A 23,591-nucleotide genomic window follows, 5' to 3' on the forward strand; every position below is an offset into this window, starting at 1 on the left:
TCTACCCTATGCGCGCACGCACACCCCGGTCAGCGGTTAACTTCGACGTCCTCAGTCGGTATCCGTCGCAAAGCGCACTATGTCGGCTATTTTGTAGAACCGCCGATTGCCACGGCGCACGAATGGCAGCGGTGACCGACCCTCGGCAGCCAGGCGGCGGAGGTAGCTGGGGGCATATCCCAGCAGGTCTGCCGTGGCTGGCTCGGGTACCAAGCCTCCAATCAATGGAGTGATGCCGGCCTGGGCCAACCGCTCGGTAACGTCCTGTTCAACGTCCACCATGATTTACATGCTCCTCTGTGATGCATCCTGAATTTCGCTAGAGGCCTCGTCGTTATTGGCCTGTGGCGAATCTTGTGAAATTTCGTATCTCGGGTATGTCTCGCCTGTGAGCGCGCTCAACCCGAGCCCGTCTAAATGGTCGTGCCAACGCTCCAGGGCTTGGCGCTTGAGGGCTTCGGCGGTGGTGTGGATGTAGGTGGCGTCCATGTTGCGCAGGGCGTGGTTCACCAGCATCTCGCCCACCAGGTAATCCACGCCCAGGTCCATCCAGCAGGTGCGGGCGACCTTGCGCACGTCATGGCTAGTCCACTGGCGGTCGCTCAGTTCGGCAAACACCTGGCTCGCTGCCGTGTCTCCCAGAGGCCCGCGCCGGCTGGCGGGGAATAGGTAGGCACCTTGGTAGCCCTGCGCGGCCTGCTGGGCTTGATAGCGGCTCAGCAGCGCACAGATCTGGCGGGTCAGCGGTAGCGTGTGGTTCTGCTTGGTCTTGGTGTCGTCGGCGGGGATGAACCACTGGCCGGCCTGCAGATCGACGTTGCGCCACAGCGCGCTGCGCGTCTCGCCCAGGCGGGTACCGTGGCACAGCATCATCAGCGCCAGCAGGGCGTCACCGGGCCGCGCCTCGCTCCAGGTGGCCAGCTTGGCCAGCAGATCGGGTAAGTCTCGCTCCCGCAGCCGTGACGACTTCGGCTTGATCCGCACCGCCACGAAATCCCCGAAGCGCAGCAAGCCCATGGGGTTCTGCTCGATCATCCCAAGCCGGTGCGCCTTGCGCATCGCCACCGCCAGCACGTTGAACACCAGGCGCACGAACGACAAGGCGTAGCGCTCCTGCAGTGGCCACATCAGGCGCTGATCGAGCGTGGCCTTGCTCACCTCGGCCAGTGGCAAGTCATACAGCCGTGGCGCCAGGTGGCAGGCGATGGCCGACTTCGCGCCGGCCTTGCGCTTGGCCGACAAATTGCGGTCGCGCAGCATGCGATCCAGGTACCAGTCCAGCAGCTCACCGGTACGGCTCCAGGTGCTGGTCAGCGAGGTGGCCTCGGCGTCTGCTGCACGGCGCCCTAGGATGGCTGGCAGCGCTGTGAGCATGGCCTTGGTGGTCAGACTCGGGAAGTCGCCAGCCTTGCCCCATTTCCCCCTGACAACGACGTGCCAGGCGCCCCGGGTACGGTCGACGGTGGAATAGCGAAATCGCAGCTCGGGGTAACGCGGGTCACGCAACTGCCGCACCGGCTGGCCGGCCTGCTTGCGGATCTCTGCGTCAGTGAATGTGATGAGTTTGGTGGTCATGCTATGTCCTCAAACTGAGGGTGTCGGTTCACCGAACGCGGCCAAATGATCCGAATCAGACCAAATGAGCCGATTCGGATCAGGGCGCCACTGTGTCGAAAGCAACACACTGTGGCGTTTTCTACACAGTGGCGAACGGGGTCGGGCCATCCGATAAGGTGGGAAAATCCCGTGTTTTGCCGAAGCGGGAATTCGCGCCAACCTCGTCGAGCGCTCGCCGATTGCTCGCCTAGGTATCCACTGAGTCTCGTCACGGCCCCACCTCCGCACCTGGCCAGCGCACGCGCACGTCGGCCAGCGCTTCGTCGCGGGTAATTGGCTCGCTGATCATGGTGAATGGCCGGCACCCCGGGACCAGCACCGTCCAGTTGCAGCGGCGCTCCAGGCCATCGTTCGCAGCCAGCTCGGCCAGCAGTGCGAGCCGGTGTGCCTTCACGTACTTGCGCACATCGTCGGTCAGCTTTGAGGCGGGGGAGATCCGCACCCGCATACCTTGCTTCTTTGCGGAAAATCCACGTTCCAGCAGGTAGTCGAGCGCAGCCATCACAGGTCCTCCGCGTCATCATCCAGCGATGGAAACGACGCGGCGCCCGGCTGCGGATCTCCTTGCTGATCCTCACACTCGTGCCCATTTTCGTTACTCGTGCCCACGCCAGAGGATGGGCACGAGTGGGATTCTGTGGGCACGAGTGGTTGAAAGGGCGCGAATGAGCCACCCGCTTGGGGCAATGACCAGAACGACTTCACATCCTTTTTGTTGCCGGTTCTGGCGGTGACAACAGACAGCTTTTCTCTGGCCCGGCGAATCTGCTTTTCGGTGTAGCCATTGCGCCTCATCAGGGCTTTCGCTTCATTACTTTCGAGGGGGTTGTCCTTCAAGATTCGGTAGAGGCAGTCGCTGGGATCATCCAGGTCTTGTGCCTCCTCATCACTGGATGCCTCCGCTTCTCCTAGGATTTCCCGGGCGCTACCTTCGATGGCTTCGCCCCACACCACGCGAGTAGCTTCAATCCCATCTCCGATGTCACATGGCTCGATGGTGTAGGAGACACCTCCCTCGTCAGCGCCGATGTTCGACTTCGCTCGCGCCAGCACGCGTTGGTCGGAGTCTTCCTGCTTGGCGGCTACCAGTACTGTGCGCGCCAGCGCCGAGAACGCTTGCGATCCGATAACTCGATCAGCAGGCGACGAGCCAGCGCCACCCTTGGCAAAGTGGGAAATTCCCACCACGGCGCAAAGGTTCTGCTCGGCGAAGTCCACTACGCCTTGCAGCGCCCGACGCACGTCATTGGCCTTGTGCATGTCGCCTTTCACCGCGCTGACGATGGGGTCGAGCATCAGAAGCGACACACCGCCAATCTCGCTGGCCGTCTCACGCAAACGGACAATGTCGTTTGCTGGGTCGAATGGATCGGCGTCGCCCCTGGCGTTGGTGAGCCCCTGGATGATGTAGACGCGGCTCATGTCAGCGCCAGCAGCGGTTAAACGGGGAATCAACGTATCCGCTGGATCATCTTCACTCGACCAGATGAGTGCATTACCCGGCTCGCTACAACGGTTGCCATCGGGCCAGCGTCCACCAGTGGTGATGGTGGCGATCAGACCGATCAGCAGCGTGGTCTTCCCGGTACCGCCAGCGCCGGCGAGGATGTGCAGCTTTCCTTTAGCCAGCCATCCAGGCCACAGCCAGCGGATGGGAACGGCCTTGATTGTCGACGCCTTAACCGCATTGACGCGCCATAGGGGGGTTACGTTTTCACGATTGATGGGGCTAAGAGGCTCGGTCCATTCTTGTGCAAAGCGATCTGTAGTCATTTGACCCCCAGGCGCAGCTTGGCGAGGTTGAAGCGCGCCAGGTCGTCACCTTCCAACTTCCCTTGTCGCTGGAGAAGGTGGCCGATTCGATAAACCATGCGCTCATGTTCAATTGCCGTCTTGCTTGGGCCGCGCCGCGGTTGTTTATCGCCGGGAAACAAGTCTCGCAAATCCAGACCGATTGCCGAGACAATCTCTTTTGTTGTGCAGCCGGCCCAGCATTTGAGCAAGACGACACCATCCGAAGTTTCGCTAATTGCCAAACTGGGATGCTTGTCACTGTGCGCGGGGCAGCAGGCTTTCCATTTGTCGGCGCCAGCAGACTTAACTTTGTCTAATCGGATAAGCACTTTATCCAGGCAAGCCGACCCCATCGGCGCATGTGCACCGTTTTGGATGTTCATGGTTATGCTCCGGGTTTGACTTCGGACAAATGGAGAGTTGCTGCTGCGCTTGTGTCAGACAAGTTAGCAACGAGACTGCCTAGGCTTTCGAGAAGCCAGCCTATATCAGTTACTGCTCCAGAGTTCAGGCCGGTGTCGTCGTTCGAGGCTGTACAAGCCAGCAGGTGACCAATGCCGGATATCCCATGCGCGAGTACGGAAACACAGCTTTCAGTTGCCTGCTCTGTCGCTTTCAGCTGACCGGGAGTCATGTTCTTCAGCGCTTCGTGGCGTGGCAGAAGATCGTTCCAGTAGCTCATTGAACACCCCCAACTTCGGTCGCGCTGTAGCTATAGCCGATGTGCCGGTGCCGCCAGCAAAAGTTCTGCGAGCCGAGTTTGACGTTATCGAGCTGCGCGTAGAGGTCTTTCGAGATCGGATGCTGCTGACCAAGAGCCGGGATAATCATGGCCGTAAGGATACATTCGAGCTTTTTGAACGCCTCCCTGGCCTGGTTTTGGTGGTGGCATTCGAAATCGGCGAGAACGGCCGGCGCCAGCGCTGTTTGCTTCGGACCACGGATCATTGCTCACCTCCTTGGGCTTCCAGGGCGCGGGCTTGATCCATGTGGTGGTTGTAGCGCTTCAAGCGGACGGACAGGGACGAGTTTGCGCGGAGGGCGCTGAGGGCCATCTTGCGGTGGGCAAGGGCGCGAATTTTGGACGGAATGAGGGCGGTCATGGTTGTAGCTCCTTGATTTGAGGAGCTGCCACGGATCGTCGCCAAACGATTTAGGGTGGCAGCTGTACGCAGGTTGGCGAACCGGGAATCAAGGAACCCGGCAGACCCGAAGGTCTCCCGCGCACAGCCACCATAGAGCCGAATGCTGGGCACAAAAAAAGCGCCAGATTCAGTTGGGGCGCTTATGCGCCTTGATTTGTACGGGTCGCCAAACCCGGTCGCTGAATTTGCAACGACAACCTGACGATACAGCGAGCGTTGGATGGGTGCAAGTCTTACTCGTGCCCATTTTTTCCACTTGTGCCCATCCCTGTGAGTGGGCACGAGTGAGAAATATGGGCACGAGTAAGGAGAAAGGGCATCAGTGGAGCCAGGGCAGGTCATCACGCCACCTCCCCGCGGCTGGCTGCAATCTGCTCATCGCACCAGGTGTGAATCTCGGCCTCGATCCACACGACGCACTTCGGGCCGAGCGTGACTTGCTTGGGGAAAGCGCCAGCAGCGATACGGCGGTAAATCTCGGTGCAGGACAGGCCGGTGATCGACTCAACGTCCTGACGCTTGATGAAGCGGCGAGCGGGTAGGGTGGTGTTGGTAGGGCTGGCCATCAACTGCGCCTCCTCGGGCGGTTTGGGGATGACCTATCTTTGCGCTCTGTAGCTGTACATAAAATCAGTACAACGCAACGTTAAAATGGTTTTTCGTAACGTTAAATACCATTTTTGAAACGCTAGCCAGATTTCCTTGATCGCCCAGGACGTATCGCATGGGGGGGAGCGACCGACCTGATCCATTTGCGCACCCCGTCAGGGTCTTTTGGGAGCACTTTTTCGAGGCCTTCAGTGTGGAGCTGGGCGTAGATGGCTTGAGCCATTTCGCCTATACGGATGCTCTGGGCGCGATCCTCCGTCCATTTCGCTACTGCAACTTCACGCGCCCTGTTCGCTGCTTGTCTAAGAGATTTATTACGCGCATTAAGTCCACGGAGTGACGCTATCTCCCGATTAACAGCGCGTGAACTATAATTTATAAGTGAGCCAAGGAGAGCTGTACCAATGGACATCATTGCGACCCGAATTCCCTCGGCGACTTCCGCGTCTTCCGAGGAGATTGCAGTCAATATTGAGAAAGCTTCATTTATGTTTGGTTCGTAATCATCCGGAGCATCGCCAGTAGTCGAACCACATGCCAGAAATATCTCCTTGATAACATGCAGATTAGGAGTATTTCCCGCTTCTAGGGCGGGTGTAAGGCAATTAATCACGTGGTCAAGTTGGGGGCCGACCCTCTTTTCTGTAGGCGTGTTGCACTCATCCATTATGTCGCTCTCCTGATTGAAACCACATTTGCACCCGCGCAGAGGGCATCAATCTCATCTGCCCAGTTCTGCATCATTTCCCGTCGCTGCTCTAGGTAGTGCGCATGGTTATATGTGTCGCGGATCGAGTCTTGATCGCCGTGGGCCAGTTGGCGCTCGATCCAGTCCCGGTTGTAGCCTCGGGTGTTCAGGCTGGTGCTCAATAGATGGCGGAATCCGTGACCAGTTTGCCGCCCCTCGTAGCCCATCGTTGATAGCGCCTTGTTCACCGTGTTCTCGCTCATTGGTCTGGACCGGTCATTGCGCCCTGGGAAGGCCAGGGAATAGGTGCCGGTCAGCTCATGCAGGCTGCGCAGCAGGACCACGGCTTGGCGTGGGAGCGGGACGATGTGAGGGCGCCGTGCCTTCATCCGTGCTGCCGGGATCGTCCAAGTAGCTGACTCCAGGTCGAACTCGTCCCAGGGCGCCAGCCGCAGCTCACCGGGTCGCACTGCTGTTAGCAGTAGTAGGCGAATGGCGATCTTGCTGGTGATATCACACTGGGCCGCGTCCAGTTTCTCCAACAGATCTGGCAGTTCGCCTTCTGATACGTGCGGATGGTGGCGAGTGCGCGGGGCGTGCGCGGCTACCACGTCCAGATCGGTGGCGGGGTTGCTGGGTACCACGCCCTTGGCCAGGCCGAAACGGAATATCTGGCTCAGCCACTGGCGAACCTTGCGGGCGACGTTGAATGCCTCGCGCCGCTCGATCTTGCGCACCAGGTCGACCAGCTCAGGGCGTTGCACCTCGGAAGCTGGCCGTTTGCCAATCACCGGGAATATGTCCGACTCCAGATACTGCAGCGCTTTCGATGCAGTGGCGGGAGCCCATCGTGGCTGGTTGTAGTCGTACCATTCCCGCGCTAGCACTTCGAGCGTCAGCACCTGTGCGGCGGCAGTGGCCTTTTCCTGTTGTTTATGTGCGCTTGGGTCAATACCTTGTGCCAGCAACTTTCGCGCGGCATCCCGGCGCTCGCGTGCCTGGGCAAGTGTGACGGCGGGGTAGGCGCCCAGGCCCAGCATCTTGGCCTTGCCCTCGAATCGGTAGCGAAGGCGCCAGAGCTTCCCGCCAGCGGTCGTCACCTCAAGACAAAGGCCCAGGGCGTCAGCGAGGCGATAGAGTTTGTCGCGGGGTTTGGCGGTGCGGATGGCGGTATCTGTGAGCGCCACGGCTATTCCCTTGCAGTGCCGAACCGCGCTGGATTGCGGTCGGTGTGTGAGTAGGATTCTGGACCGAACTCGTCCTACTCACAAATCTACTCACATACTTTGGGGCTTTCAAGGGAATCACTGGGAACGATAGGCACAAAAAAACCGGCTCAGTGGCCGGTTTCTCTGGTGTTCCGGGTCTGGTAGGGACCGCTTGGAACTATATGATGGTGCCCCGAGGGAGACTCGAACTCCCACTCCTTTCGAAAACGGATTTTGAATCCGCCGCGTCTACCAATTCCGCCATCAGGGCGTGGCGCGCAGTATAAAGAGGTGCCGCTGGTCGGTCAATCGGCTTTCATGGTCAATTTTCACACATTGGGCTAAACTTCCCGGCCCTGCCGAACCGAACATCATCATGCGCGTCGCCGATTTTTCCTTCGAACTCCCTGATTCCCTGATCGCCCGCCACCCGTTGGCCGAGCGCCATGGCAGCCGTCTGCTGGTGCTCGATGGGCCTACCGGCGCGCTGGCGCACCGGCAATTCCCCGACTTGCTCGACTATCTGCGCCCCGGCGACCTGATGGTGTTCAACAACACCCGGGTGATCCCGGCGCGGTTGTTTGGCCAGAAAGCCTCCGGCGGCAAGCTGGAGGTACTGGTCGAACGCGTGCTCGACAGCCACCGGGTGCTGGCCCATGTGCGCGCCAGCAAGGCGCCCAAGGTAGGCGCGGTCATCCTCATCGATGGCGGTGGCGAGGCCGAAATGGTCGCGCGCCATGACACGCTTTTCGAACTTCGCTTCACCGAAGAGGTGCTGCCGTTGCTTGACCGTGTCGGCCATATGCCGTTGCCGCCCTATATCGACCGCCCGGACGAGGGCGCCGACCGTGAGCGCTACCAGACCGTGTACGCCCAGCGCGCTGGCGCGGTTGCCGCGCCTACCGCAGGCCTGCACTTTGACGAGGCGCTGCTGGAAAAGATCGCCGACAAGGGCGTCGAGCGCGCCTTCGTCACCCTGCATGTGGGCGCCGGCACCTTCCAGCCGGTGCGGGTCGACAAGATCGAAGACCACCACATGCATAAAGAATGGCTCGAAGTGGGCCAGGATGTGGTCGATGCCATCGAGGCCTGCCGGGCCCGTGGTGGTCGGGTGATCGCGGTTGGCACCACCAGTGTGCGTTCGCTGGAAAGCGCCGCGCGTGATGGCGTGCTCAAGGCGTTCAGTGGCGACACCGACATCTTCATCTACCCGGGCCGGCCGTTCCATGTGGTCGATGCCCTGGTCACCAACTTCCATCTGCCGGAGTCCACGCTGCTGATGCTGGTCTCGGCTTTCGCCGGCTACCCCGAGACCATGGCTGCCTACGCAGCGGCGGTCGAGCACGGGTACCGCTTCTTCAGTTACGGTGATGCCATGTTCATCACCCGCAATCCGGCGCCACGCGGGCCCGAGGATCAAGCATGAGTCGCACCTGTCGAATGTCCTTCGAACTGCTGGCCACCGACGGCAAGGCCCGTCGGGGTCGCATCACCTTCCCACGTGGCACCGTGGAAACCCCGGCATTCATGCCGGTGGGTACCTATGGCACGGTCAAGGGCATGCTGCCACGCGATATCGAGGCCATCGGCGCCGAGATGATCCTCGGCAACACCTTCCACCTGTGGCTGCGTCCGGGCACCGAGGTGATCAAGAAGCACAACGGCCTGCACGATTTCATGCAGTGGAAAGGCCCGATCCTCACCGACTCCGGTGGTTTCCAGGTATTCAGCCTGGGCGCCATGCGCAAGATCAAGGAAGAGGGCGTGACCTTCGCTTCGCCGGTCGATGGTTCCAAAGTGTTCATGGGCCCGGAAGAGTCGATGCAGGTTCAGCGTGATCTGGGCTCCGACGTGGTAATGATCTTCGACGAGTGCACCCCGTACCCGGCCGAGCACGATGTGGCACGCACTTCCATGGAGCTGTCGCTGCGCTGGGCCCAGCGCTCGAAGAACGCCCATGCCGACAACACCGCAGCGCTGTTCGGCATTGTCCAGGGCGGCATGTACCAGGACCTGCGCATGCGCTCGCTGGAAGGCCTGGAAAACATCGGTTTCGACGGTCTGGCCATTGGCGGTCTGTCGGTGGGCGAGCCCAAGCACGAAATGATCAAGGTGCTGGATTACCTGCCGGGCCAGATGCCTGCTGACAAACCTCGTTACCTTATGGGGGTAGGCAAACCGGAAGATCTCGTTGAGGGTGTGCGCCGCGGCGTCGACATGTTCGACTGCGTGATGCCGACGCGTAACGCGCGCAACGGTCATCTGTTCGTCGATACAGGGGTGATCAAGATCCGCAATGCGTTCCATCGTCACGATGAATCCCCGCTGGATCCGACCTGTGACTGCTATACCTGCACCAACTTCTCGCGCGCCTATCTCCATCATCTGGACAAATGCGGCGAAATGCTGAGCAGCATGCTGAATACCATCCACAACTTGCGCCATTATCAGCGCTTGATGGCCGGTTTACGCGAGGCTATTCAACAGGGTAAATTGGCCGCCTTTGTCGACGCCTTCTACGCCAAGCGCGGGCTTCCTGTACCGCCCTTGGACTGACTGTCCGCATCCATTATTAGAAAATTAACATTAGGAGTGCCCAATGAGCTTCTTCATCCCCGCCGCATACGCGGACGCTGCAGCACCTGCCGCTGGCCCAGCCGGTACCGGCTTCGAGTGGATTTTCCTGGTCGGTTTCCTGGTCATCTTCTACCTGATGATCTGGCGCCCGCAGGCCAAGCGCGCAAAAGAGCAGAAGAACCTGCTGAGCAACTTGCAGAAAGGTGACGAAGTTGTCACCAACGGCGGCATCGCCGGCAAGATCGTCAAGGTTTCCGATGACTTCGTGGTGCTGGAAGTGTCCGACACTGTCGAGCTGAAGTTCCAGAAGGGTGCCATTGCTGCGACCCTGCCAAAAGGTACGCTCAAGGCTATCTGAGTTACCGGTTTTATTTTCCAGTCGGGGCGCGCAACGCGCCCCGCGTCTTGAACGGGCGGCGTGATGCTGAACAAATATCCTCTGTGGAAATATGCACTGATCGTGCTGGTACTGGTGGTCGGTTTCATTTATTCCGCTCCCAACCTCTACCCGGATGACCCGGCGGTACAGATCAGCGGTGCCAGCTCGGCGCTGCAGGTGAATCAGGCCGACCTCGATCGCGTCAGCAAGGCGCTGGTCGATGCCAAGATCGCCGTCAAGGGCGCAAGCCTGGGTGAAAAGGGCAGCGGGCTGATCCGCCTGACCAATCAGGAAGACCAACTGCCAGCCAAGGATGTCGTGCGCAAGGCACTGGGCGATGATTACGTCGTGGCCCTGAACCTGGCCCAGACTACCCCGCAATGGCTGCGCAACCTGGGCGCAAGCCCGATGAAACTGGGCCTGGACCTGTCTGGTGGTGTGCACTTCCTGCTGGAAGTGGACATGGACAAGGCCATGGCTGCCCGCATGAAAGTCTACGAAGGCGAGGTCAAGACCTTGCTGCGCAAAGAGCGCGTCCGCTACCGCAGCCTGCCTCAGCAGGATGGCGGCATCATGCTGGGCTTCGCTGACGATGCCACCCGCGAACAGGCACGTGCCCTGATCCGCAAGAATTTCAATGATTTCGAACTGACCACCACCGAGCGCAACGAGCTTGCGGTGCTGCGTCTGGCGCTGACTCAGGCGAAAGTCGCCGAGATCCGCGAATACTCGATCAAGCAGAACCTCACCACCGTGCGCAACCGCGTGAACGAACTGGGTGTGGCCGAGCCCCTGGTACAGCGCCAGGGCGCCAACCGTATCGTGGTCGAGCTGCCTGGCGTGCAGGACACTGCCGAAGCCAAGCGTATCCTCGGTAAAACGGCCAACCTGGAGTTCCGCTTCGGTGCTGAACCAGGTGCATCCAAAGCCACTACCGAGGTGTTCGAGTTCCGTGAGGGCGGCCGCTCCGCTGCCGTCGAGCGTGGCCTGATCATCACGGGTGACCAGGTCACCGACGCCCAGGCCAGTTTTGACGAGCATGGTAGCCCGCAGGTGAACATTCGTCTGGATGGTCACGGTGGCGAGCTGATGAGCCGCGCAACGCGCAGCAACGTTGGCCGTAGCATGGCGGTGATCTTCATCGAGCAGAAGCCAGTCACCCGTTACGTCAAGCAGACTGTCGGTGGCGTCGAGAAGGACGTTGCCGTACAAAGTTTTGTGGAAGAGAAGAAAATCATCAGCCTGGCGACCATCCAGTCGCCGCTGGGCAGCCAATTCCGCATCACCGGCCTGAACGGCCAGGGCGAGTCGTCGGAACTGGCTCTGCTGCTGCGTGCCGGTGGTCTGGCCGCGCCAATGTACTTCGCTGAAGAACGTACCATTGGCCCAAGCCTGGGTGCCGACAACATCACCAAGGGTATCGACGCCTCGCTGTGGGGCATGTTGTTTGTCTCTCTGTTCATCATTGCCATCTACCGCGCCTTCGGCGTGCTGGCCACCATCGCCCTGGCGGGCAACATGGTGCTGCTGCTGGCGTTGATGTCGCTGCTGGGGGCGACCCTGACCCTGCCGGGTATTGCCGGCATCGTGTTGACCATGGGTATGGCGGTGGACGCCAACGTGCTGATCTTCTCGCGTATTCGCGAAGAGATCGCTGCTGGCATGTCGGTGCAGCGCGCTATCCACGAAGGCTTCAATCGCGCCTACTCGGCAATCGTCGACGCCAACCTGACCACCCTGTTGGTCGGCGGCATCCTGTTTGCCATGGGTACCGGCCCGGTCAAAGGCTTTGCGGTCACCATGTCCCTCGGGATTTTCACCTCGATGTTCACCGCCGTCATGGTGACCCGTGCATTGGTCAACCTGACCTGCGGCGGGCGTGACATCAAGAAGCTGTGGGTTTGAGGGAGCTGCGATGAAAACCATCAATTTCATGGGCGTGCGCAATGTCGCGTTCGCCGTCACCGTGCTCCTCACCGTGTTGGCGCTGTTCAGCTGGTGGCAAAAGGGCCTGAACTTCGGGCTGGACTTCACCGGGGGTACGCTGATCGAGCTGACCTACGAGCGTCCTGCCGACCTCAAGGCGGTGCGTGCCGAGCTGGTCAACTCCGGCTTCGACGAGGCGGTGGTGCAGAGCTTCGGCGCCACTACCGACCTGCTGGTGCGCATGCCGGGCGATGACCCGCAGTTGGGCAACAAGGTAGCTGCCGCGCTGCAGAAGGCAGGCGGCGACAACCCGGCCACGGTCAAGCGTGTCGAGTTCGTCGGTCCGCAGGTCGGTGAAGAGCTGCGCGACCAGGGCGGCATGGGCATGCTCCTGGCTCTGGGCGGTATCCTCATCTACCTGGCCTTCCGCTTCCAGTGGAAGTTCGCCGTTGGCGCGATCATCTCGCTGATCCACGACGTGGTGGTAACGCTGGGTATCCTGTCGTTCTTCCAGATCACCTTCGACCTGACAGTGCTGGCGGCGGTCCTGGCGATCATCGGTTACTCGCTGAACGACACCATTGTTGTGTTCGACCGGGTACGCGAGAACTTCCGTGTCATGCGCAAGGCCTCGCTGATCGAGAACATCAACATTTCCACCACCCAGACCCTGCTGCGTACCGTCGCCACTTCGGTTTCGACCTTGCTGGCCATTGCTGCGCTGCTGTTCTTCGGGGGTGACAACCTGTTCGGTTTCTCACTGGCACTGTTCATTGGTGTCATGGCCGGTACTTATTCGTCGATCTATATCGCCAACGTGGTACTGATCTGGCTGAACCTGAATAGCGAAGACCTGATCCCGCCGACCAAGGCCGAGGGTGTGGATGATCGTCCGTAAGGGCTAGTCCATCACCGCCTGGCGGTGTAAAAGGCGCGAGTATTGAACTCGCGCCTTTTTTTTTGCTCCAAGGCTGGGAGAAGCGCGGGTTTATACCCGCTGGTACGATCAGGAGGTCCACGTGAATAAATCAATGCTGGTGGGTGCGGTACTGGGTGCTGTCGGTGTGACTGCCGGAGGTGCTGTCGCGACCTACAGCTTGGTCAACAAGGGGCCTGAGTATGCCCAGGTCACCGACGTGCAGCCGATCAAGCAACAGGTGAAAACCCCGCGCGAAGTGTGCAAGGACGTTGCCGTTACGCGCCAGGCGCCGGTCAAGGACCAGCATCAGATCGCTGGCACCGTCGTGGGTGCGCTGGCCGGTGGTTTGCTGGGTAACCAGATTGGTGGTGGTACCGGTAAGAAGATTGCCACGGTGGCCGGTGCGGTCGGTGGTGGTTATGCCGGTAACAAGGTGCAGGAAGGCATGCAGGAGCGTGATACGTACACAACCACGCAAACCCGCTGCAACACGGTCAACGACATCAGCGAGAAGGTGGTGGGCTACAACGTGACCTATTCCATCGGTGATCAGGTAGGCAAGGTGAAGATGGACCGCGAGCCGGGATCGACCATTCCGCTGGACAAGAATGGCAAGTTGATCCTGAGCGAAGCTGGTCAGTAATCTGCATCGTCTGTACCGGCCTCCGCGGTAAACCCGCTTCTACATGGATCGTATTGCCCCTGTAGGAGCGGGTTTACCCGCGAAGAGGCCGTACGGGCAATGCAAAACCACCAGGCACAAAAAAGCACCTCGAGAGGTGCTTTTTGTTTGCCGCAATCTGCGCTTAGCGCTTCATGCTTTCTGGCAGGTGGGGCTGGATGGCAGTCAGTACTGCCTTGAAGCACTTGATGTTGCCTGCAACGATGTGGCCTTTGTCGAGGAAGTCGTGGCCACCGTTGAAGTCACTCACCAAGCCACCGGCTTCCTGGATCAGCAGTACGCCCGCTGCCATGTCCCATTCGGACAGGCCCGACTCCCAGAAGGCGTCGAAGCGGCCGGCAGCCACATAGGCCAGGTCCAGGCTGGCGGAGCCGGCGCGGCGGATGCCGGCGGTCTGGCCGGTCAAGGCGCGGAACATGCCCAGGTAGTTGTCCATGTCCGCCATCTGGCCATCACGGAACGGGAAGCCGGTGCCCAGCAGGGCGCCTTCCAGGCTTGTGCGCGAGCTGACGCGCAGGCGGCGGCCATTGAGCTGGGCGCCACGGCCACGGCTGGCGGTGAATTCTTCCTGGCGAACCGGGTCGACGATCACGGCGTGCTCAAGGCGGCCGCGGTATTTGCAGGCGATGCTGACGGCGAAGTGCGGGATGCCGCGAAGGAAGTTGGTGGTGCCGTCCAGCGGATCGATGATCCACAGGTAATCCTTGCCTTCTTCGCCGCTACCCGCGTGCAGGCCGGTTTCTTCGCCCTGGATGGAGTGGTTCGGGTAGGCCTTGCGCAGGGCGTTGACGATGCTCTGCTCGGCGGCGCGATCGACTTCGGAAACGTAGTCCTTGGCCTCTTTCTCATCGACCTTGATGCTATCCAGGCGTTCGATGGAGCGGAAAATCAGTTCACTGGCGCTGCGAGCGGCGCGCAGGGCGATATTCAGCATAGGCTGCATGGGCGGGTCACCTGGAGATGTTAAAGAAGAAAGCCGATCATTCTAGCAGAAAACTTTGGCGGCAGAAGTGTCACATTTGCTTTCATGGCGTTACGTCTGTCGGTTCTGTAAGATCGAAGGCCCTGATTCCTGCATCTGTGAGCACAACACCTTGCTGCAAAATATTCGTGTTGTTCTGGTCAATACCAGCCACCCCGGCAACATCGGCGGCGCTGCACGTGCCATGAAAAACATGGGCTTGTCGCGTCTGGTGCTGGTGCAGCCGAAAGAATTCCCCGCCGTGGATGCCAGTGCCCGTGCTTCGGGCGCCGACGATGTGCTGGATAACGCCCAGGTGGTCGACAGCCTCGAGCAGGCGCTGGTCGGTTGCAACCTGGTGATGGGCACCAGCGCTCGCGAGCGCAGCATTCCCTGGCCGTTGATCGGCCCGCGTGAATGCGGTGCCAAGGCGGTGGAGCATGCCAATGGCGGCGAGGAAATCGCCCTGGTGTTCGGGCGCGAGCACGCCGGTCTGACCAACGAAGAACTGCAGCGATGTCACTTCCACGTGCACATTCCCTCCAACCCCGACTTCAGCTCGCTGAACCTGGCGGCTGCCGTGCAGGTGCTCTCCTACGAGGTGCGCATGGCCTGGCTGGCTGCCGGTGAGGCACCGCGCAAAGTCGAGAAGGTTGACGCCGCTGAGCTGGCGACCATGGATGAAATGGAGCTGTTCTACGACCACCTGGAGAAAACCCTGGTGGGCATCGGCTTCCTCGACCCCGAAAAGCCCAAGCACCTGATGCCGCGCCTGCGCCGGCTGTATGGGCGGGTGGCGGTCGAGCGTTCGGAAATGAGCATTTTGCGCGGCATCCTCACCGAGACCCAGAAAGTGGTCCGGGGCGAGCCGCATAAACGGAAGGACTGACAGATGTTCGAACGCCTGCGTGAAGATATTCAAAGCGTATTCCACCGAGACCCGGCTGCGCGCAATGCCTTCGAGGTGCTCACCTGCTACCCCGGCATGCATGCCATCTGGCTGCACCGCCTGGGCAATGCCCTGTGGAGGCGTGATTTCAAATGGCTGGCCCGGCTGGTGTCGAACTTCGGTCGCTGGCTGACCGGTATCGAAATCCACCCTGGCGCCACCATTGGGCGGCGCTTTTTCATCGACCACGGTATGGGCATCGTCATTGGCGAAACCGCCGAGATCGGTGATGACGTCACCCTGTACCAGGGGGTGACGCTCGGTGGCACCAGCTGGAACAAGGGCAAGCGCCATCCCACCTTGGAAAACGGCGTGGTGGTAGGGGCCGGTGCCAAGGTGTTGGGGCCTTTCACGGTCGGCGCCGGGGCCAAGATCGGTTCCAATGCGGTGGTCACCAAGGCGGTGCCGGCCGGGGCTACGGCGGTAGGCATTCCGGGGCGGATCATCGTCAAGAGCGAGGACACCGAAGTCGAAGCCAAGCGTAAGGCAATGGCCGAGAAGATCGGCTTTGACGCCTATGGTGTCAGTGGCGACATGCCCGACCCGGTGGCGCGGGCCATCGGCCAGATGCTCGATCACCTGCAGGCCGTCGACGAACGGTTGGAGGGTATGTGTGGCGCGCTGACCAAGATGGGCAGTGACTATTGTGCCAAGGAACTGCCGGCCTTGCCGGAGGACGACTTCAGCGAGGCTGCCCAGGTGGCCCAGCGCGACACTCAGCCGCATTGATCGCGCCGCACTGAAGTCATGGTGGCATGCGGGGCGTGTGCTCACGCCCCTCGTCTGCTACAATCGCGCCCGCCTCCCTGATGCAATCCCGACTAAAGCAGTAGGTCTAATAGTTGACTTAAATGCTCGGGAATCGCATACTCGCACACATCCTGAAACTCCCGTGGTACCCAATAGCCATGCGACTGACTACCAAAGGCCGATACGCCGTGACCGCCATGCTCGACCTGGCGTTGCACGCGAAGAATGGGCCGGTGTCTTTGGCCGATATTTCCGAGCGCCAGGGCATTTCCCTCTCTTATCTGGAGCAGCTGTTCGCCAAGCTGCGCCGCAGCAGCTTGGTTTCCAGCGTGCGCGGTCCAGGCGGTGGCTACCAGCTGTCGCGGGGCATGGAAACCATCCAGGTGGCCCAGGTTATCGACGCGGTCAACGAATCGGTTGATGCCACCCGTTGCCAGGGGCTCGGGGACTGCCATGCCGGTGATACCTGCCTGACCCATCACCTGTGGTGCGACCTCAGCCAGCAGATCCATGAATTCCTCAGCGGCATAAGCCTGGCCGACCTCGTCAAGCGCCGTGATGTGCAGGAAGTCGCCCAGCGCCAGGACCTGCGCCGTGTCGCAGGACGAACCGCCCAGATGGACAAGATTGAGACGTCTGCCGTCGATTGACCCCCTGGGACGACGAGCGACGCCACCGCCTGATAGGAGAGACAAATGAAGTTGCCGATCTACCTTGATTACTCTGCGACCACTCCGGTCGACCCACGCGTTGCCCAGAAAATGGCCGACTGCCTGCTGGTCGACGGGAACTTCGGTAACCCGGCCTCGCGCTCCCACGTCTTTGGCTGGAAGGCCGAGGAAGCCGTGGAGAACGGTCGTCGTCAGGTTGCCGAGCTGATCAACGCCGATCCGCGCGAAATCGTCTGGACCAGCGGTGCCACCGAGTCCGACAACCTCGCGCTCAAAGGTGTCGCGCACTTCTATCAGACCAAGGGCAAGCACATCATTACCTCCAAGATCGAGCACAAGGCGGTCCTGGATACCGCTCGCCAGCTGGAGCGCGAAGGTTTTGAAGTCACTTACCTGGAGCCAGGCGAAGACGGCATCGTCACCCCGGCCATGGTAGAAGCGGTGTTGCGCGACGACACCATCCTGGTCTCGCTGATGCATGTGAACAACGAAGTCGGCTCGATCAACGACATTGCCGCCATCGGTGAACTGACCCGTTCGCGCGGCGTACTGTTCCATGTCGACGCCGCCCAGTCGGCCGGCAAGGTCGAAATCGACCTGCAAAAGCTGAAAGTCGACCTGATGTCGTTCTCGGCGCACAAGGTCTATGGCCCGAAAGGCATCGGCGCACTGTACGTCAGCCGCAAGCCGCGTGTTCGTCTTGAAGCCATCATTCACGGCGGCGGTCATGAGCGCGGCATGCGTTCGGGCACCCTGCCGACCCACCAGATCGTCGGCATGGGCGAAGCCTTCGCCATTGCCAAGCAGGAAATGGTTGCAGAAAACGCACGCATCAAGGCCCTGAGCGACCGCTTCTTCAAGCAGGTCTCAAACCTTGAAGAGCTGTACGTCAATGGCAGCCAGACTGCGCGTGTACCGCACAACCTGAACCTGAGCTTCAACTACGTCGAAGGCGAATCGCTGCTGATGTCGCTGAAAGACATCGCCGTATCGTCCGGTTCGGCCTGTACCTCCGCGTCGCTCGAGCCGTCCTACGTACTGCGTGCTCTGGGCCGCAACGACGAGCTGGCGCACAGCTCGATCCGCTTCTCCTTCGGCCGTTTCACCACTGAAGAAGAAGTCGACTACGCCGCGCAGAAAGTCTGCGAGGCCGTCAATAAACTGCGTGAGCTGTCGCCGCTGTGGGATATGTACAAAGACGGCGTTGACATCTCCAAGATCGAGTGGGCCGCCCACTAAGCAGTCGCCGGCAAGAGCGGCTCCCTGATGAGGAAGGAATTGCACCATGGCATACAGTGAAAAGGTCATCGACCACTACGAAAACCCGCGCAACGTCGGCAAGATGAATGCCGAAGACCCGGATGTCGGCACCGGCATGGTCGGCGCCCCGGCCTGCGGTGACGTGATGCGTCTGCAGATCAAGGTCAACGAGCAGGGCGTTATCGAAGACGCCAAGTTCAAGACCTACGGCTGCGGTTCGGCCATCGCGTCCAGTTCTCTCGCCACCGAGTGGATGAAGGGCAAGACTCTGGACGAGGCCGAAACCATCAAGAATACCCAACTGGCCGAAGAGCTGGCGTTGCCGCCGGTCAAGATCCACTGCTCGGTACTCGCCGAAGATGCCATCAAGGCAGCCGTACGCGACTACAAGCAGAAGAAAGGCTTGATCTAAGTCGCCTGTTGCAAGGTAAGGAGTTCTGATGGCTATCAGCATGACAGAAGCCGCCGCCAACCACATTCGCCGCTCCCTCGACGGGCGCGGCAAAGGTGAGGGCATTCGCCTGGGCGTGCGCACCACCGGTTGCTCGGGTCTGGCCTACGTGCTGGAATTCGTCGACGAACTGGCGGACGAAGACCAGGTGTTCGAAAACCATGGCGTCAAGGTGATCATCGATCCCAAGAGCCTGGTCTACCTCGACGGCACCGAACTGGATTTCGTCAAGGAAGGGTTGAACGAAGGCTTCAAGTTCAACAACCCCAACGTGCGCGGTGAGTGTGGCTGCGGCGAAAGCTTCAACGTTTGAGGCTGGCTGTGGGTACTCCTTGTCATTACGCATTGTTTGACCTCCAGCCAAGCTTCCGTCTGGATCTCGACAAGCTGGCCACTCGCTATCGCGAGCTGGCCCGCGAAGTCCATCCTGACCGCTTTGCCGACGCCTCCGAGCGTGAGCAGCGTATAGCGCTGGAAAAATCCGCGGCCCTCAACGACGCTTACCAGACGCTGCGCAGTGCGCCGCGTCGCGCGCGCTACCTGCTGGCCATCAGCGGCCATGAAGTGCCCCAGGAAGTCACGGTCCACGACCCTGACTTCCTGCTGCAGCAGATGCAGTGGCGTGAAGAGCTCGAAGAACTGCAGGATGAAGCCGACCTTGACGGTGTCGGCGTGTTCAAGAAGCGCCTGAAGGCCGCCCAGGACACGCTGAATGAGGACTTTGCCGGCTGCTGGGATGCCCCGGGCGAGCGCGACAAGGCTGAACGCCTGATGCGCCGCATGCAGTTCCTCGACAAGCTCGCCCAAGAAGTGCGCCAACTGGAAGAGCGCCTCGACGATTAACCCCGGTGCTGCCCGTGATGGCACCTAAGGTATTCAGATAAGCATGGCCCTACTGCAGATTGCCGAACCCGGTCAAAGCCCTCAGCCGCACCAGCGCCGCCTGGCGGTTGGGATCGACCTGGGCACCACCAACTCAATGGTCGCTGCACTGCGCAGCGGCCGTAGCGAGCCCCTGCCCGACGCGCAGGGTAACGTCATTCTGCCGTCCGCGGTACGCTACCTCGAAGGGCGTAACGAAGTGGGGCAGGCCGCGCGTGATGCTGCCTCCAGCGACCCGTTGAACACCGTGCTGTCGGTCAAGCGCCTGATGGGGCGCGGCCTGGCCGACGTCAAGCAGCTGGGCGAGCAACTGCCATACCGCTTTGTGGGTGGTGAATCGCACATGCCGTTCATCGACACCGTGCAGGGGCCGAAAAGCCCTGTGGAAGTGTCTGCCGACATCCTGAAGGTGTTGCGCGAACGTGCCGAAGCTACCTTGGGTGGCGAGCTGGTAGGCGCGGTGATCACCGTGCCGGCCTATTTCGATGACGCCCAGCGTCAGGCTACCAAAGACGCTGCGCGTCTGGCCGGCCTGAACGTGCTGCGCCTGCTCAACGAACCGACTGCGGCTGCCGTAGCCTACGGCCTTGACCAGAACGCCGAAGGCGTGGTGGCCATCTATGATCTGGGCGGCGGCACTTTCGATATTTCCATCCTGCGCCTGACCGCTGGCGTATTCGAAGTGCTCGCCACCGGTGGTGATACCGCCCTGGGGGGGGACGACCTCGATCACGCTATTGCCGGCTGGATCATCGAGCAGGCTGGCTTGTCGTCTGACCTCGACCCGGCTACCCAGCGCGCGCTGCTGCAAACCGCCTGCGCCGCCAAGGAAGCCCTGACCGATGCCGACGTGGTCAGCGTCAGCCACGGCGCCTGGCAGGGCGAACTGAGTCGCAGCGCTTTCGAAGCCATGATCGAACCCCTGGTCGCCCGCAGCCTCAAGGCTTGCCGCCGCGCTGTGCGCGACAGTGGGGTTGAACTGGAAGAGGTCGGCGCTGTGGTCATGGTCGGTGGTTCGACCCGTGTGCCACGTGTACGTGAGGCCGTGGGCGCGCTCTTCGGGCGCACGCCGCTGACTTCGATCGACCCAGACCAGGTGGTGGCCATCGGTGCCGCCATCCAGGCCGACACCCTGGCCGGCAACCGCCGCGAAGGTGGCGAGCTGCTGCTGCTCGATGTCATCCCGCTGTCGCTTGGTCTTGAAACCATGGGCGGGCTGATGGAGAAGGTGATCCCGCGTAACACCACCATTCCGGTGGCCCGCGCTCAGGAGTTCACCACATACAAAGATGGCCAGTCGGCCATGATGATCCACGTACTGCAGGGCGAGCGCGAGCTGATCAGCGACTGCCGTTCGCTGGCCCGCTTCGAGCTGCGCGGCATCCCGGCCATGGTTGCCGGTGCTGCGAAAATCCGCGTCACCTTCCAGGTGGATGCCGATGGCCTGCTCAGCGTCGCTGCCCGCGAGCTGGGTTCGGGCGTGGAAGCCAGCATTCAGGTCAAGCCGTCCTACGGCCTGACCGACGGCGAAATCGCCCGCATGCTCAAGGACTCCTTCGAACACGCCGGTTCCGACAAGCACGCCCGCCAGCTGCGAGAGCATCAGGTAGATGGCGAGCGGCTGCTCGAGGCGGTACAGGGCGCCCTGGACGCCGACGGCGAGCGCCTGCTCAGCAGTGACGAGCGCGACGCCATCGAATTCCAGATGCAAGAACTACGTGATTTGCTGGCCGGCACCGATGGCGCAGCCATCGAGCAACAGACCAAGCGTCTGTCGCAGGTGACCGATGCATTTGCCGCCCGTCGCCTTGATTCGACGGTCAAAGCCGCACTGGCCGGGCGCAACCTGAATGAGATCGAGGAGTAATCGATGCCGCTGGTGACATTCCTGCCGCATGAGAAGTTCTGCCCCGAGGGGCTGACCGTGGAGGTCAAGCCCGGGACCAACATCCTGGAGCTGGCCCACGACCATCACATCGAGATGGAAAGTGCCTGCGGCGGCGTCAAGGCCTGTACCACTTGCCACTGCATCGTGCGCAAGGGCTTCGATTCGCTCGAAGAGGCTGACGAGCTGGAAGAGGACATGCTGGACAAAGCCTGGGGCCTGGAAGCGCAATCGCGGCTGGGTTGCCAGGTTTTCGTCGCTGACGAAGACCTGACCATCGAGATCCCCAAGTATTCGCTCAACCATGCTGCCGAAGCACCGCACTGAGGGCCTGTACATGAGTCTGAAATGGGTTGATGTACTTGAGATCGCAATCCAGCTTGCAGAAAGCAAGCCTGAGGTCGATCCTCGTTATGTGAATTTCGTGGACCTGCACCGCTGGGTGCTGGCATTGCCAGAGTTCAGCGACGATCCGTCACGCGGCGGTGAGAAAGTGCTCGAGGCAATCCAGGCCGCCTGGATCGACGAAGCCGACTAAGCGTCACTTGCAGGTTAGGCAATCCCCCGGAACCCGCGTATAATTCGCGGGTTTAATTTTTCGTAACACTCATATTCTGGAGTTTTCCATGGCTGTTCAACGTACTTTCTCCATCATCAAGCCTGACGCTGTTGCCAAAAACGTCATCGGCAAGATCACCACTCGCTTCGAAGAAGCCGGCCTGAAAATCGTTGCCTCGAAAATGAAGCAACTGTCCAAAGCCGAAGCCGAAGGCTTCTACGCTGAGCACAGCGAGCGCGGCTTCTTCGGTGACCTGGTTGCCTTCATGACTTCCGGTCCGGTCGTTGTCCAGGTTCTGGAAGGCGAGAACGCCATTGCCAAGAACCGTGAGCTGATGGGTGCTACCAACCCTAAAGAAGCTGCTGCCGGCACCATCCGCGCTGACTTCGCCGAGTCGATCGACGCCAACGCCGTTCACGGTTCGGACTCCGAAGCTGCTGCTGCTCGCGAAATCGCTTACTTCTTCGCTGCTACCGAGGTAACCACTCGCTAAGCGAAAGCTTACGGGTGAGGGTGAATCCATGACGACATCTACTGGCAAAATCAACCTGTTGGGTCTGACCCAGCCGGAAATGGAACAATTCTTCGACTCTATTGGGGAGAAGCGCTTCCGTGCCGGCCAGGTGATGAAATGGATTCACCATTTTGGCGTGTCCGACTTTGCGGCCATGACCAACGTAGGCAAGGTCTTGCGCGAAAAGCTCGAGGCCGTTGCCGAAATTCGCCCACCGGAAGTGGTCAGTGAAGACATTTCCGCCGACGGCACCCGTAAATGGGTGATCCGCGTTGCCTCCGGCAGCTGCGTTGAGACCGTCTATATTCCAACCGACGACCGCGGCACCCTGTGCGTATCGTCGCAAGCCGGCTGTGCCCTGGACTGCAGCTTCTGCTCCACCGGCAAGCAAGGCTTCAACAGCAACCTCACTGCCGCCGAAGTGATCGGCCAGGTGTGGCTTGCCAACAAATCCTTCGGGACCGTTCCTGCCAAAGTCGACCGCGCGATTACCAACGTGGTCATGATGGGCATGGGCGAGCCCTTGCTGAACTTCGACAACGTCATTGCCGCCATGAAAATCATGATGGATGACCTTGGCTATGGCATTTCCAAGCGCCGTGTCACCTTGTCCACCTCGGGCGTGGTGCCCATGATCGACGAACTCGCCAAGCACATCGACGTGTCGCTGGCCCTGTCGCTGCATGCGCCGAACGACGAACTGCGCAACAAGCTGGTACCGATCAACAAGAAGTACCCGCTGAAGGTGCTGCTGGAATCGTGCATGGGCTACATGTCCACCCTGGGTGGCAAGCGCGTGCTCACCGTCGAGTACACCCTGCTCAAGGACGTCAACGACCAGCCCGAGCATGCCGCGCAGATGATCGAACTGTTGCGCGATGTACCCTGCAAGATCAACCTGATCCCGTTCAACCCGTTCCCGCATTCGGGCTACGAGCGACCGAGCAACAACGCCATTCGTCGCTTCCAGGACCTGCTGCACCACGGAGGCTTCAACGTCACCACCCGTACCACGCGCGGCGACGACATCGACGCTGCCTGTGGTCAGCTGGTCGGCCAGGTCAATGACCGTACTCGCCGCAGTGAGCGCTACATCGCTGTTCGCCAGCTTTCTGCGGACGTCGAACTGCCAGACAGCGCCGCCAGCCACTGACAGGTACCTTGC

Annotated in this window: 29 protein-coding genes and 1 tRNA gene; 18 read left to right on the top strand and 12 right to left on the bottom strand. The window is 60.6% G+C overall.

From position 1 onward, the window contains the following. Window positions 1-51: 51 nt before the first annotated feature. The 11 genes from QYE47_RS19395 to QYE47_RS19445 all read right to left on the bottom strand — a co-directional run bounded on the left by QYE47_RS19395 (window position 52) and on the right by QYE47_RS19445 (window position 7,332). Window positions 52-282 carry a helix-turn-helix domain-containing protein gene (locus QYE47_RS19395; RefSeq protein ID WP_081874717.1) on the bottom strand — a complete coding sequence of 77 codons (231 nt, stop codon included), beginning with the start codon at window positions 280-282 and terminating at the stop codon, window positions 52-54. A gap of 3 nt (window positions 283-285) precedes the next feature. Beyond that, window positions 286-1,575 (bottom strand): tyrosine-type recombinase/integrase, encoded by a 1,290-nt coding sequence (locus QYE47_RS19400; RefSeq protein WP_301159107.1) that lies wholly within the window; start codon window positions 1,573-1,575, stop codon window positions 286-288. 250 nt (window positions 1,576-1,825) lie between these two features. Further along, window positions 1,826-2,119, bottom strand: a complete 294-nt coding sequence (locus tag QYE47_RS19405; protein WP_301159108.1) for a hypothetical protein — start codon at window positions 2,117-2,119, stop codon at window positions 1,826-1,828. Continuing rightward, window positions 2,119-3,390, bottom strand: coding sequence for an AAA family ATPase (locus QYE47_RS19410; protein ID WP_301159109.1), 1,272 nt, complete (start codon window positions 3,388-3,390; stop codon window positions 2,119-2,121). Before QYE47_RS19410 ends, QYE47_RS19405 begins: the two co-directional genes overlap by 1 nt. Then, the gene (locus tag QYE47_RS19415; RefSeq protein WP_207834829.1) at window positions 3,387-3,794 is read right to left on the bottom strand and encodes a virulence-associated protein E; all 408 of its coding nucleotides are present in this window, start codon (window positions 3,792-3,794) and stop codon (window positions 3,387-3,389) included. Before QYE47_RS19415 ends, QYE47_RS19410 begins: the two co-directional genes overlap by 4 nt. A gap of 2 nt (window positions 3,795-3,796) precedes the next feature. Further along, a complete protein-coding gene (locus QYE47_RS19420) occupies window positions 3,797-4,093 on the bottom strand; it encodes a hypothetical protein (RefSeq protein ID WP_186673534.1) in 297 nt (98 codons plus the stop codon). After that, window positions 4,090-4,359 carry a hypothetical protein gene (locus QYE47_RS19425; RefSeq protein ID WP_301159110.1) on the bottom strand — a complete coding sequence of 90 codons (270 nt, stop codon included), beginning with the start codon at window positions 4,357-4,359 and terminating at the stop codon, window positions 4,090-4,092. The genes QYE47_RS19420 and QYE47_RS19425 overlap by 4 nt, the downstream gene beginning before the upstream one ends. After that, complete coding sequence (locus tag QYE47_RS19430; RefSeq protein ID WP_186661797.1) at window positions 4,356-4,514, bottom strand: hypothetical protein; 159 nt, start codon at window positions 4,512-4,514, stop codon at window positions 4,356-4,358. The genes QYE47_RS19425 and QYE47_RS19430 overlap by 4 nt, the downstream gene beginning before the upstream one ends. A gap of 383 nt (window positions 4,515-4,897) precedes the next feature. Beyond that, the gene (locus QYE47_RS19435) at window positions 4,898-5,122 is read right to left on the bottom strand and encodes an AlpA family transcriptional regulator (protein ID WP_301159111.1); all 225 of its coding nucleotides are present in this window, start codon (window positions 5,120-5,122) and stop codon (window positions 4,898-4,900) included. 709 nt (window positions 5,123-5,831) lie between these two features. Beyond that, window positions 5,832-7,040 (bottom strand): integrase arm-type DNA-binding domain-containing protein, encoded by a 1,209-nt coding sequence (locus QYE47_RS19440; protein WP_301159112.1) that lies wholly within the window; start codon window positions 7,038-7,040, stop codon window positions 5,832-5,834. A gap of 207 nt (window positions 7,041-7,247) precedes the next feature. Continuing rightward, window positions 7,248-7,332 (bottom strand) — tRNA-Leu (locus QYE47_RS19445). 105 nt (window positions 7,333-7,437) lie between these two features. Here QYE47_RS19445 and queA point away from each other — a divergent pair. The 6 genes from queA to QYE47_RS19475 all read left to right on the top strand — a co-directional run bounded on the left by queA (window position 7,438) and on the right by QYE47_RS19475 (window position 13,505). Next, window positions 7,438-8,487 carry a tRNA preQ1(34) S-adenosylmethionine ribosyltransferase-isomerase QueA gene (gene queA / locus QYE47_RS19450; RefSeq protein WP_004576301.1) on the top strand — a complete coding sequence of 350 codons (1,050 nt, stop codon included), beginning with the start codon at window positions 7,438-7,440 and terminating at the stop codon, window positions 8,485-8,487. 14 nt (window positions 8,488-8,501) lie between these two features. Further along, window positions 8,502-9,617 (top strand): tRNA guanosine(34) transglycosylase Tgt, encoded by a 1,116-nt coding sequence (gene tgt, locus QYE47_RS19455; RefSeq protein WP_014589748.1) that lies wholly within the window; start codon window positions 8,502-8,504, stop codon window positions 9,615-9,617. Window positions 9,618-9,660: 43 nt separating this feature from the next. Beyond that, complete coding sequence (gene yajC / locus QYE47_RS19460) at window positions 9,661-9,996, top strand: preprotein translocase subunit YajC (RefSeq protein WP_003248556.1); 336 nt, start codon at window positions 9,661-9,663, stop codon at window positions 9,994-9,996. Between the two features lie 63 nt (window positions 9,997-10,059). Further along, window positions 10,060-11,922: a protein translocase subunit SecD gene (secD, locus tag QYE47_RS19465; protein WP_014589749.1), complete on the top strand. Its 1,863-nt coding sequence runs from the start codon at window positions 10,060-10,062 to the stop codon at window positions 11,920-11,922. A 10-nt stretch (window positions 11,923-11,932) separates the two neighbouring features. Further along, window positions 11,933-12,841, top strand: coding sequence for a protein translocase subunit SecF (gene secF, locus QYE47_RS19470; RefSeq protein WP_014589750.1), 909 nt, complete (start codon window positions 11,933-11,935; stop codon window positions 12,839-12,841). Between the two features lie 121 nt (window positions 12,842-12,962). After that, window positions 12,963-13,505, top strand: a complete 543-nt coding sequence (locus QYE47_RS19475) for a glycine zipper 2TM domain-containing protein (RefSeq protein ID WP_014589751.1) — start codon at window positions 12,963-12,965, stop codon at window positions 13,503-13,505. A gap of 163 nt (window positions 13,506-13,668) precedes the next feature. Here QYE47_RS19475 and suhB read toward each other — a convergent pair whose 3' ends face one another. Further along, complete coding sequence (gene suhB / locus QYE47_RS19480; RefSeq protein WP_003248548.1) at window positions 13,669-14,487, bottom strand: inositol-phosphate phosphatase; 819 nt, start codon at window positions 14,485-14,487, stop codon at window positions 13,669-13,671. 151 nt (window positions 14,488-14,638) lie between these two features. Here suhB and trmJ point away from each other — a divergent pair, with 151 nt between their 5' ends. The 12 genes from trmJ (at window position 14,639) to rlmN (ending at window position 23,579) form a co-directional block, all read left to right on the top strand. Then, window positions 14,639-15,394, top strand: a complete 756-nt coding sequence (trmJ, locus tag QYE47_RS19485; RefSeq protein WP_041167126.1) for a tRNA (cytosine(32)/uridine(32)-2'-O)-methyltransferase TrmJ — start codon at window positions 14,639-14,641, stop codon at window positions 15,392-15,394. Between the two features lie 3 nt (window positions 15,395-15,397). Beyond that, window positions 15,398-16,183, top strand: coding sequence for a serine O-acetyltransferase (gene cysE, locus QYE47_RS19490; RefSeq protein WP_010952064.1), 786 nt, complete (start codon window positions 15,398-15,400; stop codon window positions 16,181-16,183). A gap of 179 nt (window positions 16,184-16,362) precedes the next feature. Beyond that, on the top strand, window positions 16,363-16,854 hold the full coding sequence (gene iscR / locus QYE47_RS19495; protein WP_070383480.1) for a Fe-S cluster assembly transcriptional regulator IscR: 492 nt from the start codon (window positions 16,363-16,365) through the stop codon (window positions 16,852-16,854). Window positions 16,855-16,899: 45 nt separating this feature from the next. Next, window positions 16,900-18,114: an IscS subfamily cysteine desulfurase gene (locus QYE47_RS19500; protein ID WP_003248541.1), complete on the top strand. Its 1,215-nt coding sequence runs from the start codon at window positions 16,900-16,902 to the stop codon at window positions 18,112-18,114. Window positions 18,115-18,160: 46 nt separating this feature from the next. Further along, entirely contained in the window at window positions 18,161-18,547 is a 387-nt protein-coding gene (iscU, locus tag QYE47_RS19505; RefSeq protein ID WP_003248539.1) for a Fe-S cluster assembly scaffold IscU, read from the top strand. 28 nt (window positions 18,548-18,575) lie between these two features. After that, window positions 18,576-18,899: an iron-sulfur cluster assembly protein IscA gene (gene iscA / locus QYE47_RS19510; RefSeq protein ID WP_003248536.1), complete on the top strand. Its 324-nt coding sequence runs from the start codon at window positions 18,576-18,578 to the stop codon at window positions 18,897-18,899. Between the two features lie 8 nt (window positions 18,900-18,907). Next, window positions 18,908-19,429, top strand: coding sequence for a co-chaperone HscB (gene hscB / locus QYE47_RS19515; protein WP_010952065.1), 522 nt, complete (start codon window positions 18,908-18,910; stop codon window positions 19,427-19,429). Window positions 19,430-19,472: 43 nt separating this feature from the next. Further along, window positions 19,473-21,335, top strand: coding sequence for a Fe-S protein assembly chaperone HscA (hscA, locus tag QYE47_RS19520; RefSeq protein WP_014589754.1), 1,863 nt, complete (start codon window positions 19,473-19,475; stop codon window positions 21,333-21,335). Between the two features lie 3 nt (window positions 21,336-21,338). After that, on the top strand, window positions 21,339-21,680 hold the full coding sequence (gene fdx / locus QYE47_RS19525) for an ISC system 2Fe-2S type ferredoxin (RefSeq protein ID WP_003248531.1): 342 nt from the start codon (window positions 21,339-21,341) through the stop codon (window positions 21,678-21,680). A 10-nt stretch (window positions 21,681-21,690) separates the two neighbouring features. After that, window positions 21,691-21,891: a Fe-S cluster assembly protein IscX gene (iscX, locus tag QYE47_RS19530; protein WP_003248529.1), complete on the top strand. Its 201-nt coding sequence runs from the start codon at window positions 21,691-21,693 to the stop codon at window positions 21,889-21,891. Between the two features lie 88 nt (window positions 21,892-21,979). Then, window positions 21,980-22,405: a nucleoside-diphosphate kinase gene (gene ndk, locus QYE47_RS19535; RefSeq protein ID WP_003248526.1), complete on the top strand. Its 426-nt coding sequence runs from the start codon at window positions 21,980-21,982 to the stop codon at window positions 22,403-22,405. A 28-nt stretch (window positions 22,406-22,433) separates the two neighbouring features. Then, window positions 22,434-23,579: a 23S rRNA (adenine(2503)-C(2))-methyltransferase RlmN gene (gene rlmN / locus QYE47_RS19540; protein ID WP_010952067.1), complete on the top strand. Its 1,146-nt coding sequence runs from the start codon at window positions 22,434-22,436 to the stop codon at window positions 23,577-23,579. Window positions 23,580-23,591: the final 12 nt, after the last annotated feature.

The organism is Pseudomonas sp. 2,4-D (assembly GCF_030418155.1).
In the GTDB taxonomy this organism is placed as follows: domain Bacteria; phylum Pseudomonadota; class Gammaproteobacteria; order Pseudomonadales; family Pseudomonadaceae; genus Aquipseudomonas; species Aquipseudomonas alloputida.